This window comes from Pseudomonas canadensis, from assembly GCF_030980095.1.
GTDB lineage: Bacteria > Pseudomonadota > Gammaproteobacteria > Pseudomonadales > Pseudomonadaceae > Aquipseudomonas > Aquipseudomonas canadensis.
Map to the genome: position 1 here is coordinate 120,001 of NZ_CP133298.1, position 13,950 is coordinate 133,950.

Sequence of the window (13,950 nt, forward strand, 5' to 3'; positions counted from 1 at the left end):
CCTCCTTAATCGACGACATCAGCTGCTCCATAAGTTCCCACACGAATTGCTTGATTCATTGAAGAAGACGATAAGAAGCAGCCCGAAATTGGGTCTGTAGCTCAGTTGGTTAGAGCGCACCCCTGATAAGGGTGAGGTCGGCAGTTCGAATCTGCCCAGACCCACCAATTTTGTGTGGGAAACGCCTGTAGAAATATGGGGCCATAGCTCAGCTGGGAGAGCGCCTGCCTTGCACGCAGGAGGTCAACGGTTCGATCCCGTTTGGCTCCACCACTACTGCTTCTGCGTTATGAAAGCTTAGAAATGAGCATTCCACCAAGACGGTGATGAATGTTGATTTCTAGTCTTTGATTAGATCGTTCTTTAAAAATTTGGGTATGTGATAGAAAGATAGACTGAACGTTACTTTCACTGGTAACGGATCAGGCTAAGGTAAAATTTGTGAGTTCTCTTAATTGAGAAATTCGAATTTTCGGCGAATGTCGTCTTCACAGTATAACCAGATTGCTTGGGGTTATATGGTCAAGTGAAGAAGCGCATACGGTGGATGCCTTGGCAGTCAGAGGCGATGAAAGACGTGGTAGCCTGCGAAAAGCTTCGGGGAGTCGGCAAACAGACTTTGATCCGGAGATGTCTGAATGGGGGAACCCAGCCATCATAAGATGGTTATCTTGTACTGAATACATAGGTGCAAGAGGCGAACCAGGGGAACTGAAACATCTAAGTACCCTGAGGAAAAGAAATCAACCGAGATTCCCTTAGTAGTGGCGAGCGAACGGGGACTAGCCCTTAAGTGGCTTTGAGATTAGCGGAACGCTCTGGAAAGTGCGGCCATAGTGGGTGATAGCCCTGTACGCGAAAATCTCTTAATCATGAAATCGAGTAGGACGGAGCACGAGAAACTTTGTCTGAATATGGGGGGACCATCCTCCAAGGCTAAATACTACTGACTGACCGATAGTGAACTAGTACCGTGAGGGAAAGGCGAAAAGAACCCCGGAGAGGGGAGTGAAATAGATCCTGAAACCGTATGCGTACAAGCAGTGGGAGCCCACTTTGTTGGGTGACTGCGTACCTTTTGTATAATGGGTCAGCGACTTATTTTCAGTGGCGAGCTTAACCGAATAGGGGAGGCGTAGCGAAAGCGAGTCTTAATAGGGCGTCTAGTCGCTGGGAATAGACCCGAAACCGGGCGATCTATCCATGGGCAGGTTGAAGGTTGGGTAACACTAACTGGAGGACCGAACCGACTACCGTTGAAAAGTTAGCGGATGACCTGTGGATCGGAGTGAAAGGCTAATCAAGCTCGGAGATAGCTGGTTCTCCTCGAAAGCTATTTAGGTAGCGCCTCATGTATCACTGTAGGGGGTAGAGCACTGTTTCGGCTAGGGGGTCATCCCGACTTACCAAACCGATGCAAACTCCGAATACCTACAAGTGCCGAGCATGGGAGACACACGGCGGGTGCTAACGTCCGTCGTGAAAAGGGAAACAACCCAGACCGTCAGCTAAGGTCCCAAAGTTATGGTTAAGTGGGAAACGATGTGGGAAGGCTTAGACAGCTAGGAGGTTGGCTTAGAAGCAGCCACCCTTTAAAGAAAGCGTAATAGCTCACTAGTCGAGTCGGCCTGCGCGGAAGATGTAACGGGGCTCAAACCATACACCGAAGCTACGGGTATCACGTAAGTGATGCGGTAGAGGAGCGTTCTGTAAGCCTGTGAAGGTGAGTTGAGAAGCTTGCTGGAGGTATCAGAAGTGCGAATGCTGACATGAGTAACGACAATGGGTGTGAAAAACACCCACGCCGAAAGACCAAGGTTTCCTGCGCAACGTTAATCGACGCAGGGTTAGTCGGTCCCTAAGGCGAGGCTGAAAAGCGTAGTCGATGGAAAACAGGTTAATATTCCTGTACTTCTGGTTATTGCGATGGAGGGACGGAGAAGGCTAGGCCAGCTTGGCGTTGGTTGTCCAAGTTTAAGGTGGTAGGCTGAGATCTTAGGTAAATCCGGGATCTTAAGGCCGAGAGCTGATGACGAGTTAACTTTTAGTTAACGAAGTGGTTGATGCCATGCTTCCAAGAAAAGCTTCTAAGCTTCAGGTAACCAGGAACCGTACCCCAAACCGACACAGGTGGTTGGGTAGAGAATACCAAGGCGCTTGAGAGAACTCGGGTGAAGGAACTAGGCAAAATGGCACCGTAACTTCGGGAGAAGGTGCGCCGGTGAGGGTGAAGGACTTGCTCCGTAAGCTCATGCCGGTCGAAGATACCAGGCCGCTGCGACTGTTTATTAAAAACACAGCACTCTGCAAACACGAAAGTGGACGTATAGGGTGTGACGCCTGCCCGGTGCCGGAAGGTTAATTGATGGGGTTAGCTAACGCGAAGCTCTTGATCGAAGCCCCGTAAACGGCGGCCGTAACTATAACGGTCCTAAGGTAGCGAAATTCCTTGTCGGGTAAGTTCCGACCTGCACGAATGGCGTAACGATGGCGGCGCTGTCTCCACCCGAGACTCAGTGAAATTGAAATCGCTGTGAAGATGCAGTGTATCCGCGGCTAGACGGAAAGACCCCGTGAACCTTTACTATAGCTTTGCACTGGACTTTGAATTTGCTTGTGTAGGATAGGTGGGAGGCTTTGAAGCGTGGACGCCAGTCTGCGTGGAGCCAACCTTGAAATACCACCCTGGCAACTTTGAGGTTCTAACTCAGGTCCGTTATCCGGATCGAGGACAGTGTATGGTGGGTAGTTTGACTGGGGCGGTCTCCTCCTAAAGAGTAACGGAGGAGTACGAAGGTGCGCTCAGACCGGTCGGAAATCGGTCGTAGAGTATAAAGGCAAAAGCGCGCTTGACTGCGAGACAGACACGTCGAGCAGGTACGAAAGTAGGTCTTAGTGATCCGGTGGTTCTGTATGGAAGGGCCATCGCTCAACGGATAAAAGGTACTCCGGGGATAACAGGCTGATACCGCCCAAGAGTTCATATCGACGGCGGTGTTTGGCACCTCGATGTCGGCTCATCACATCCTGGGGCTGAAGCCGGTCCCAAGGGTATGGCTGTTCGCCATTTAAAGTGGTACGCGAGCTGGGGTTTAGAACGTCGTGAGACAGTTCGGTCCCTATCTGCCGTGGACGTTTGAGATTTGAGAGGGGCTGCTCCTAGTACGAGAGGACCGGAGTGGACGAACCTCTGGTGTTCCGGTTGTCACGCCAGTGGCATTGCCGGGTAGCTATGTTCGGAATAGATAACCGCTGAAAGCATCTAAGCGGGAAACTAGCCTCAAGATGAGATCTCACTGGAACCTTGAGTTCCCTGAAGGGCCGTCGAAGACTACGACGTTGATAGGTTGGGTGTGTAAGCGCTGTGAGGCGTTGAGCTAACCAATACTAATTGCCCGTGAGGCTTGACCATATAACACCCAAGCAATTTGACTACTCTAACGAGCATCAGATTGCGGTGTGTGAAGACGAAAATGAACCGAAAGTTCGACGCTCACAAAACACCGAAAGCTGTCACATACCCAATTTGCTGAAGCGAGGCATAAGCCACGATTCAGTACCCGAATTTCTTGACGACCATAGAGCATTGGAACCACCTGATCCCATCCCGAACTCAGTAGTGAAACGATGCATCGCCGATGGTAGTGTGGGGTTTCCCCATGTGAGAGTAGGTCATCGTCAAGATTAAATTCCAAAACCCCTGTTTGCTAACGCAAACAGGGGTTTTGTTTATGTAGAAGTCCATGAATTTCATCGGCACGTCGCTAGCGCAACGGTCCGATACACAGAATTTCTTGACGACCATAGAGCATTGGAACCACCTGATCCCATCCCGAACTCAGCAGTGAAACGATGCATCGCCGATGGTAGTGTGGGGTTTCCCCATGTGAGAGTAGGTCATCGTCAAGATTGAATTCCGAAACCCCTGTTTGCTAACGCAGACAGGGGTTTTGTCGTTTAGGACTATTAAGTCACTGCGCTTCGTAATCTCCTCGCAAATGCCTACCGCTGGTCGGTTTCCTACATAAAAAAAGGAAACACCTCATAAATTCCTAAGATTTGCCAAGCCTTGGCCGAAAGCCTGACGAGCCATGCGTGCACCGAAATAGAGCGGCCCGAGAGTCCGCCTATACCGCTACATGGAATGTTCCACTCGGCACGCTCACCCCCCTTTGGCAAAAGAAGTCGATGAAATGAATCTCAAGTTCAGTCATAAAATTCTGTTGGCCGCGTCAGGCGTCGTGGTTCTGGCCTTCGCGTTATTCACCCTCTACAACGACTACCTGCAACGCAGCACCATCAAGCAGAACCTGGAGTCGTCCATTCAGCAATCCGGTGAGCTCACTGCTAGCAGCGTGCAAAACTGGCTTAGTGGGCGAATACTGGTACTCGAAAGTCTGGCGCAAAACGTAGCCCATCAGGGCAATGGCGCAGACCTTCCGGGATTGGTCGATCAACCCGCCTTCACTGCCAACTTCCAGTTCACCTATGTCGGTCAAACCAACGGCGTATTCACGCAGCGCCCCGACGCGAAGATGCCCGATGGCTACGACCCACGCCAGCGCCCCTGGTACAAACAAGCTGTGGCTGCTGACAAAACTATGCTGACTCCGCCTTACATGGCGGCGGTAGGCGGGCAGATCGTGACTATCGCTTTGCCGGTGAAAAAGAATGGTGAGCTACTGGGTGTCGTTGGTGGTGACCTGAGCCTGCAAACCCTGGTGAAGATCATCAACTCGGTGGACTTCGGTGGTATCGGTCATGCGTTCCTGGTCAGCGGCGATGGTCAGGTCATCGTCAGTCCCGACCAAGATCAGGTGATGAAGAACCTCAAGGACATCTACCCTGGCACTCAGGTGCGTATCGAGAAGGTCAGTCAGGAAGTGATCCTTAATGGCCAGGAACGTATCTTGTCGTTCACGCCTGTGAGCGGCCTGCCAGGTGCGGATTGGTATATCGGTCTTTCGATCGATAAAGGCAAGGCCTACGCACCGTTGGGTAAATTTCGTACCTCAGCGCTGATAGCCATGTTGATTGCCGTGGTGGCGATTGCAGTACTCTTGAGCCTGCTGATCCAAGTTTTGCTGCGTCCTCTGACCACCATGGGCGTTGCCATGCAGGATATTGCCCAGGGCGAAGGCGACCTGACCCGTCGTTTGGATGTCACCAGTAAAGACGAGTTTGGTGAGGTAGGGAGCGCGTTCAACCAGTTCGTAGAGCGTATCCACGCCTCCATCTCCGAGGTGTCTTCTGCAACACGCCAAGTGCATGATTTGTCCCAGCGTGTCATGGCATCTTCCAACGCCTCGATCATCGGCTCCGACGAACAGAGCGCGCGCACCAACAGTGTGGCTGCCGCGATCAACGAATTGGGTGCCGCTACTCAGGAAATCGCACGTAACGCTGCCGACGCTTCGCAGCATGCCAGCGGTGCCAGCGAACAGGCTGATGATGGACGCAAAGTGGTAGAGCAAACCATCCTGGCAATGTCGGAACTGTCGCAAAAGATCAGCCTGTCTTGCACCCAGATCGAGACCCTGAACGCTAGCACCGACAACATTGGTCATATCCTTGATGTGATCAAAGGCATCTCCCAGCAGACCAACCTGCTCGCGCTCAACGCTGCGATCGAGGCTGCCCGTGCCGGAGAAGCGGGTCGTGGGTTTGCCGTGGTCGCTGATGAAGTGCGCAACCTGGCACACCGTACGCAGGAGTCCGCCGAGGAGATCCACAAGATGATCACCTCACTGCAGGTGGGGTCGCGTGAAGCGGTGACCACCATGAACGCCAGCCAGGCCTCCAGCGAAGAAAGTGTCGAGGTGGCCAACCAGGCCGGTGAGCGGCTTATCAGCGTGACGCAGCGGATCGTTGAAATCGATGGCATGAACCAATCCGTCGCTGCCGCCACCGAGGAGCAGACGGCTGTGGTGGAAACACTCAATGTCGACATCAACCAGATCAACCTGCTGAACCAGCAAGGCGTGACCAATCTCAACGAAACGTTGAAGGATTGTGACGCGTTGTCTCAACAGGCCAGCCGTTTGAAACAACTGGTCGACAGCTTCAAAATCTGAGTCTGAATGAACAGGAGCGAATGTCTCGCTCCTGTTCTTCAACCAAGCATCTGGCGCACATTCCCCAGTGCGCTTTCGGCGAACTCTCGCACAAACTGCTCAAACCCCGCCTGCGCCATTTCTATCGGCTCGCCGATCAGTGTCCATGTTGCCCTGGAGCGGCTTGAGCCAAGTGCTTCAACGTGCATCGCTGCCCACAAACGCGCCAGGCCCAACGTGTTGTAAATCGTGGTCCAGGTCATACACATGGCCTGTTCGTCCCGACTGTTGAGTTGTTCCACGACACAATGACCATTGTGGAAGAATTTGGTGCGTAAAGCGCCCACGCCCTCACCTGTCATTTCGATGTGGGATAGGGCGGGAATGAAGGCATCAAAGCCTGCAAAGTGACCCACCACGCCCCACAGTCGGGTGGCCTCGCAGTCGACCACGACAGAGGTCACCACAGGCGTTCCACGTGGGTTGTGAATCAATGTATCGGGTTGCAGCGGTTTCATGGGGATGTCCTGAAGCGGTTCAAAGAAAGCCTAGGGTTTTGAGGTGGTCGCAGCCCTTGCGTAGCAGCGACGGGGTCTTTTCGGGGTAGTGGGCACCCATTTCTTCCACGACCTTACGCGCGTTGGCGCAATGGATCATTGAAGTGTCGCCAATGTCTTCACCTAGCTCATCCAGATAAAAGCCCAATACACCAAACAGTGCGTTTTCGCGGCTGACGGTGCGTAAGGCCTGCTGCCAGTGCGCGACACTGACCCGGTCGAATACGTAGCCCGCCTGGTTGAACGCATCAAGATACTGAGCCCAGCTCAAAGGCTGCGGGTTATGCAGGTTGAATACGTATCGCGCAGCTTCAAAACGGCCGCAGTGGAACGCAACGAAGCCAGCAAAAAAATCCACAGGCATCAGGTCGAAATTCACCTCGAAACAAGGCACCACACCCAATTGCAGCGAGCCCTTGAGCATCAGCATCAGACGATTTTGCTGTGGCTGGCAAACACCGCTTCGGGTGTTGAAGCTGATGTTTCCCGGGCGGTGAATGTTCACCCAGGAACCTTGTGTTACCGCGTGCCCCAGCCAGCGCTCGGCGACCCATTTGGACAAGTTGTAGCCATTTTTGATGTAAATGGGAGGGGTCGACGCGGCAGGCGTTTCGAGGACGTGGCCATCCGCGTCGATGTTGCTGCATGCCGACAAGGTCGACACGTAATTGAGCACTTTTTTGCAGTGGGTCTCACACAGGCGCAGACACTCCAGCACGGGGTCTACGTTGTCTTTTACCAACGAGGCATAATCCATCACGTGATTGACCTGCGCTGCGTTGTGCACAACCACACCGTAGTTGCGTGCAAGGTGTTCATACGTATCGTCAGCCAAACCCAGGCGTGGCTGGCTGATATCCGCGGCATAGACCTGCACCCGGCTCAAGTCCAAGTGTTCAAGACGGTGCTCGCGCAATGCCTCGGTGAATCGCGCAGCTGCCGGTTGGTCTGGATGCTCTCGCACCAGACATGCAACGTGCTTGGCACCCTTTGCCAGCAGCGCTTCGACAATATGCACACCAATAAAGCTGTTGGCGCCTGTCACGATGACTCTGCCGCGATCACCGGCGCTTTGCTCAGGCAATACCTGAATAACGTTTTCACGCTGTGCATCCCGTACCGCAAGACCGGAAGACGTGTCGGGCAGCGCACCATTCTCAATCAACAGCGCGAGGGTACGGATCGTCGGTGTTTCAAAAAATCGGTTCAAAGGCAGGCTGCGGCCAAATTGCTTTCGAATGCGCAGCAACAGCGTCGACAGCAATATGGAGTGGCCGCCAAGATTGAAGAAGCTGTCATCAATCGACAGCGCTTCCATGGGCAACCGCAGCAACTCACGCCATAACGCCACCAGTTGCATTTGAAGGGGCGTTTGCGCAGTCTGCCCAGCGCCCGTCAACGTCGGTTGGGCCGGTAATGCGAGTAAGGCCGCGCGATCGATTTTGCCGTTACTTGAGCAAGGCAGGCTGGGTAGTTCGGTCCACACGCCAGGCTGCAAATAGTCTGGCAGCCACTGTTGTGCATGCTGCTTCAGGTCGCTCAGAGTGGCACCAGGTTCTGGTTGGGCGACGACACTGCAAATCCTGTATTTATCATCAATCACCACCGCCAGTTGGCGATACAGTCGACTGGCGCGCAGACACTGTTCGATTTCCTGAGGCTCGACCCGAATTCCGCGAATTTTCACCTGCGAGTCCCGCCGTCCGCCCAACTCGATACCTTCGGCAGTCCATTTCGCGAGGTCGCCACTACGATAGGCGCGCACGGTCTGGCCACCCGGCAGGGCCAGCTTTATGAAGAGGGAGACGGGCAACTGCACGTCATTCAAATACCCCAGGCTTACTCCCGGGCCGACGATGTAGAGTTCGCCTATTACCTGTTCATCCACGGGTTGCAGCTCATCGTCGAGGATCAACACCTGGCTGTTGGCGATGGGGCGGCCCACGTTGCGATTGCTGTCCCCGACCTGCAGCGTTCGATGGGTGACCAGTACCGTCGCCTCGGTGGGGCCGTAGAGATTGTGAAGGTGGCATTGACCCGCCAAACGCTCGATCACGTAGGGCTCGCAGGCGTCGCCACCGGTGAACAGATGCATCAAACCCAGGGGTTGATCCAGCGGCAGGATGCTGAGCAGCGCCGGAGGTAGGAACGCGTGGCTGATGTGTTGTTGGCGGATCAACTCGACCAATTGCAGCGGATCGCGCCGTTGCGTTTCGCTGGGGACGATCAATTGTGCGCCGGCGATCAGGGTGGGAAAAATATCCATCAGTGATGCATCGAAATTCACTGAGGCAAACTGCAACACGCGACTCTGTTCGCTCAGCGCCATTTGGCTACCAAACCAGGCGGTGAAGTGGGCGAGGTTGGCCTGGCTGAGCAGCACACCCTTGGGCCGTCCCGTGGAGCCCGAAGTGAAGAGCGCCATGCACGGTGATTCAAGCTCCGTGGCATGCTGCGAGGGGCTTGCTGTGTGTGGTATGCCAAAAGTGCTCACATCCAGTGAAACGAAATGCTCACGCAACGGGTGGGCGCCGCCATCCAGCAAAACGCGGGCCCCTGCGCTGTCCAGCATGGCCTGCTGGCGCTGTGGCGGGTCACTCGGTGCCAATGGCAGGTACACTGCGCCGCAGCCGAGCACTGCGAGAATGCTGGCGTACAATTCGACGGACTTCTCCAGGCAAACACCGACCACGGCTGGGCGCTCAATGCCCTCCAGTAACGGTTCCAGCTGTTGCTGGATGGCCAGGGTCTGAGCCTGCAGTTGCCGGTAAGTTGTCACGTTGCCCGCAATGTACAGTGCGGGTCGCTCGGCGAAGGCAAGAAGGCTGGCCTGCAATCGTTCGATCATGGGTACTTGAGCCGCCTGCAACAGCGCTGGGTCTGCCGTACGATTGAACCGATGCTCAAACGCCAGCACGTCCAGCCGCAGGAGGTCTTGCTCAGGCCAGGCATTGGCATGTGCCTCTGGCGGCAAATACTCAGGGTCACGTGCGAAGCTGCTGACCTGCAACGCTACCCATTCCGCCAGCACCTGCGTTGCTTGCAAACGCAATCGCTGGCCATTTCCGCTGGGCTCTGCTGCCAGCTCCAGTACAGCTAGCAGGTGTCGGTTGCGGTCATACCCGCGCAATTGCAGTGCAGGCAGCCCGTGTTCGGTCAGAGGGCCGATGCCCAGGCGCAGGCTGATATGGGCGACGTCTGCCAAGTGCTTTGGCAATGGCTGGCTCCCGTCTTCGACCACCAAGTCGACGGCTTCTTCACCGGACCTATGGCCGTATTGCTCCAGGGCTTGCTTTACGCGGTCTAGGGCTTGGCTGACACCGACCCATCCAATGGTCAGGCATCTCATGCTGCTCTCCCGGCCAGTGGTAAATAGTCGCTCAGGGCGTGTGCCACGCTTGGCGTCTGCAACAAACCGCTATGGTGCAGAAAACTCGTGATGTTGCCGATCATCGGGTGTTGTCGGGTGATGGGGAAATCCAGTGCGTCTATTTCTTCCCTTAGTGCCTGGCGGAGGCTGGCGCTGACGTTCAGGTGTTCGATCAGTTGCAGGTCAAAGGATTTCTGCAGGTCGTTGGTCAGGTAGTGGGCCAGAAATGTTGGCAGGACGTGGGCGATGATGTCGCGATCTTCCGGGCTCGCCGCCTCCCAGTACAGGCGAACCAGGCGTGTCCAGAATTGGGCATGACGTCCTTCGTCAAAGAGATGATCGGCCATCATGCCGCGGATCGACGACTTGACGCTGTCGTCCTTGGCGAAAGCTGCCACGTCATGAGTCACGGTGTTCTCGGCGATGGCCACACCAATCAACCCGACGGCATCACGCAGGTGCGAAGGCGCCAGCGCCTGGGCTGCGGGCAGGGCACGGCTGAGTTCGATTTGCGCGGGCAGGTCGAGTGGTTGTATGCCGGTCATTGCCACGGCCTGTTGCAGAAAGTCCAGCGCGACCAGAGCGTGATAATCCTCGTCCACCACGATGGTCATTGCATCGTAGCGACAGGCGAGGGGGAAGGGCACGGCGAAGCGGTTCTTGGCGATGCGGCGGGCGACGTCATCGACGATTTCGGTTTCGAAAATCACCACGTCATTGATGAATTTGTAGAAGCTTTGTACCAGTACAAAATCGCGCCATTGCGAACAGTGATCGAGAAACGTCGCGCCCAATACCAGGGGTTGACGGCTCAGTGGATAGATCAGGTTTTCGTCGTTCTCCAATACGCGCCGAGGCCGTGTACGAATGGTTGCACGGCGCTCCCAGTCGTCTGCGATGGAGCGGTAGCCAGCGCTATTCATGAGTGCACCAGCTGCAACGAGGCCCGTACGGTGTCCCAGAACGCTATGCGGTTTTCCACGGCATCGAGAGCCGCTTCAATGGCTTGTTCCTTGTGGTTCACGTCGTTGCCGATCAGGTGTTGGAGCAACTGTTGCGCCCCGGGCTCATGGCCCTGGGTGTCCAGTTCGATGTGACGGTTCATATAATGGACCAGGACGGGAGCCTGTCGATTGATGACTTCGCTACCCTGCAACAAGCGTTCAAACATTGCTGGGATGACGCTTTCACGGCCATGTAGGAACGCCGCTGCTACAGAATGGGTAGGGGCGTTCAAGGCGATGAGCAGGGTGCTTTCGACAAAGCGGGACACGCCCGGTGGCACATCGATCTGCTGCAACGCTGCCCGAGCCTCGAGGCCTCGACGTTGTAGCGTGATAAAGGTATCGATGGCGGCGGTGCTGGCGCCCACTTCGATCATCGCCTCCCGGTACAGCTCGAAATGGCTGCAATAACCTCCCTCGGGACGCTCATCCGACTCTTCGCCCAGCACGATCTCGTTGATAAGGCGTGTGGCATGTGGGTCAGTCGGTGGAAGCCAGGGTAGTCGCGTGCAAGTCAGATCTTGTTGCAGGCGTTTGGTAAGGGTCATGAAGTCCCATACTGCAAATACGTGGCTTTCCATAAAAAGTTGTAACTTGCTAAGTGAAGTTATTTCTTCAAATAACAGGTGGTTGCATAATTGTTGTTTCTTTTTTTGAAGCAAAGTTGGGTGCATGGTTGATGCCTATAAGTTGTTGCAACTGCTCGTGGAGCAGTGATGGCTCTTGCAGCCGGAAGAAGACAGCTAACGTTTAACCAGGCCCAAGACAGGGTGCGCCATACACTTGAGCTGGCAAGGTCAATTTAAGTATTTGACTATCAGTGAGCGATAATAAGCTGATTAAGTGATGGGGGGAGGTTATAAGTGTATGAGATGTTTTTTCGAAAAGTTACATGTGGTGGGCGAATTGTTTTATAACGGTGGGAAGTTTCCGGAGTGGAAGTAGACTTAATCTAATAAGGCTTATAAGTTGGAAGTGTCAGCGCGGAGCTCACCCCGGATGGGAGAAACCCCGCAATGTCTGTGGGTCAAAGCGAAGTGCTGGGAAAACTATCTGTCGGGCGCGCCGAGGCCATTGAGATAAGTGGCGATGACCTCCATGCCACGCGTCAGGTGATTGCGCAGTGTCAGGATGCTTTCTTCGATCTTTTTCTGCGCCACCAGGTTCAGCAATTCGCGGTGATCTTCCTGGGAGGTCTCGCCCAGTCCCATTGCCTCAAGGTTGAAGCGTAAAAAACGTTCCTCTTCATTCAATCCGTGCTCGACCAGCTTGAGCAATCGCTGATTGGGTGCCTTGCCATACAGGACCATGTGAAACAGGCGGTTCAGGCGGCCAATCTCGGTATAGTCCTTTTCCTGTTCCAGGGCAGTTATATAGGCCTCTGCCTCGGCAATATCGGCGGCGGTTAGCAATGGGGTCGACAAGCGCAGCGCTTCGGACTCCAGCAGCATGCGCAGGGCGTAGGTCTCAGCCGAATTGTCTTCGATCAATGGCGCAACCACTGCACCCTTGTGCGTCACCACATGCAGCAATGACTGTGCTTCAAGCTGTCGCAAGGCCTCGCGCACCGGCATGCGGCTGACCCCAAACAGGCTGGCCAACTCTTGCTGGCGCATGGCAGTCCCACACGGCAATCGACCATCGAGAATGGCGTTACGCAAGGTTTCTTCAATCACGGAACGAGCAAGATGGGCGGGAATAGGACCGCTGATCTTGATGCTGTTCAAAGGGTTCGGCTTCTGCGTCACGGCTACGCTATCCTACTACTTGAATGGGCATGGCTAATTGGATCCAATGAACACTAGAGACTGCCTACCAGCTTGTCAAACGGGCAAGGTTTTCGGCTTGTAAGCGGCTAAACATGGGGCTCTTGGTGCTCACACAGTATTTTTGCAACGTCTTACAGTCATGCTCTGAACTGAACGCTTCGCGTCGCAGATTTATTTCAGAGTGAGTGCCGGCAATGGGCATTCACCGGCACATTCCAGTCTATAGATATTCACTAACGGTATTTAAAGTGCTGGTCTTATATCTATAAAGTCACGCTCCTGTCTGACCGGGAGTGAATTCATGTCCGCCGCCTCTACTGTTCCAACAGCGACCCTTACCGCCCAAGCCTTCGAGATTCGCCCGCTTCCCGGCAGCGTGGGGGCCGAGATCATAGGCCTGGATCTGACCCGCCCGATCGATGACCATGACTTTGCGCGGATTCATCGCGCGCACCTCGATCATCATGTCGTGGTCTTTCGTGACCAACGTATCACTCCCGAGCAACAAATTGCCTTTAGCCGTCGCTTCGGCGTGCTGCAGATCCATGTACTCAAACAATTCCTGTTGGCTAACCATCCGGAAATCCTGATCGTCTCCAATATCATCGAAAACGGCCAATCCATCGGCCTGGGGGATGCGGGAAAATTCTGGCATTCGGACCTGTCCTATAAAGAACTACCAAGCCTGGGTTCAATGCTGCATGCCCAGGAGCTGCCCTCTGAGGGCGGCGACACCTTATTCGCCGACATGCATAAAGCCTGGGATCAGTTGCCGGAACATCTGCGCAACGCTGTTGAAGGCCGCAGGGCGGCGCACTCCTACACCGCGCGCTACAGCGAAACCAAATTCGAAGGCAACTGGCGCCCCACGTTGACCCCTGAGCAGCTCGCCCAGGTTGCGGAAGTCGTACATCCGGTCGTGCGCACCCACCCGGAAAACGGCCGCAAAGCGCTGTTCGTCAGTGAGGGTTTCACCACGCGTATCCTCGGTCTGCCGGAAGACGAAAGCCGTGATCTGCTGGCCCAGCTTTACGCACACAGCGTATTGCCGCAAAACATCTACCGTCACCAATGGCAGCCCCACGACCTGGTGTTCTGGGATAACCGCTCGCTGATTCACCTGGCCGCCGGCTGCCCCAGCCATCTGCGCCGCAAGCTGTACCGCACCACCATCCAGGGCGACGCGCCTTTTTGAAA

At 54.8% G+C, this 13,950-nt stretch carries 7 protein-coding genes, 2 tRNA genes and 4 rRNA genes (1 of these 13 only partly in view); 8 read left to right on the forward strand and 5 right to left on the reverse strand.

The window, feature by feature from the left end:
* From RB216_RS00580 to RB216_RS00610, 7 genes are all read left to right on the forward strand, one after another.
* Nucleotides 1-8 (forward strand): 16S ribosomal RNA (locus RB216_RS00580); it begins 1,529 nt to the left of the window's first position.
* 82 nt (nt 9-90) lie between these two features.
* A tRNA-Ile gene (locus RB216_RS00585) sits at nt 91-167 on the forward strand.
* A 30-nt stretch (nt 168-197) separates the two neighbouring features.
* A tRNA-Ala gene (locus RB216_RS00590) sits at nt 198-273 on the forward strand.
* A 247-nt stretch (nt 274-520) separates the two neighbouring features.
* Nucleotides 521-3,412 (forward strand): 23S ribosomal RNA (locus RB216_RS00595).
* A 156-nt stretch (nt 3,413-3,568) separates the two neighbouring features.
* Nucleotides 3,569-3,684: ribosomal RNA gene (gene rrf, locus RB216_RS00600) — 5S ribosomal RNA — on the forward strand.
* Between the two features lie 109 nt (nt 3,685-3,793).
* Nucleotides 3,794-3,909 (forward strand): 5S ribosomal RNA (rrf, locus tag RB216_RS00605).
* Together the 16S, 23S and 5S rRNA genes with 2 tRNA genes alongside form the textbook arrangement of a ribosomal RNA operon.
* A gap of 284 nt (nt 3,910-4,193) precedes the next feature.
* Nucleotides 4,194-6,074 (forward strand): methyl-accepting chemotaxis protein, encoded by a 1,881-nt coding sequence (locus tag RB216_RS00610; protein ID WP_028615204.1) that lies wholly within the window; start codon nt 4,194-4,196, stop codon nt 6,072-6,074.
* 38 nt (nt 6,075-6,112) lie between these two features.
* Here the strand turns inward: RB216_RS00610 and RB216_RS00615 are convergent, their stop codons facing one another.
* The 5 genes from RB216_RS00615 to RB216_RS00635 form a co-directional block, all read right to left on the reverse strand.
* Nucleotides 6,113-6,571: an SRPBCC family protein gene (locus RB216_RS00615; protein WP_305383340.1), complete on the reverse strand. Its 459-nt coding sequence runs from the start codon at nt 6,569-6,571 to the stop codon at nt 6,113-6,115.
* 19 nt (nt 6,572-6,590) lie between these two features.
* Nucleotides 6,591-9,959 (reverse strand): amino acid adenylation domain-containing protein, encoded by a 3,369-nt coding sequence (locus RB216_RS00620; RefSeq protein ID WP_308908186.1) that lies wholly within the window; start codon nt 9,957-9,959, stop codon nt 6,591-6,593.
* Entirely contained in the window at nt 9,956-10,903 is a 948-nt protein-coding gene (locus RB216_RS00625; protein WP_068937685.1) for a diiron oxygenase, read from the reverse strand. Before RB216_RS00625 ends, RB216_RS00620 begins: the two co-directional genes overlap by 4 nt.
* Entirely contained in the window at nt 10,900-11,658 is a 759-nt protein-coding gene (locus RB216_RS00630; protein ID WP_122554699.1) for a DUF3050 domain-containing protein, read from the reverse strand. Before RB216_RS00630 ends, RB216_RS00625 begins: the two co-directional genes overlap by 4 nt.
* A gap of 375 nt (nt 11,659-12,033) precedes the next feature.
* Nucleotides 12,034-12,732 carry a GntR family transcriptional regulator gene (locus RB216_RS00635; RefSeq protein ID WP_028615209.1) on the reverse strand — a complete coding sequence of 233 codons (699 nt, stop codon included), beginning with the start codon at nt 12,730-12,732 and terminating at the stop codon, nt 12,034-12,036.
* A gap of 322 nt (nt 12,733-13,054) precedes the next feature.
* Between RB216_RS00635 and RB216_RS00640 the strand changes: the two genes are divergently transcribed.
* Complete coding sequence (locus tag RB216_RS00640; protein WP_308908187.1) at nt 13,055-13,948, forward strand: TauD/TfdA dioxygenase family protein; 894 nt, start codon at nt 13,055-13,057, stop codon at nt 13,946-13,948.
* Nucleotides 13,949-13,950 lie beyond the last annotated feature (2 nt).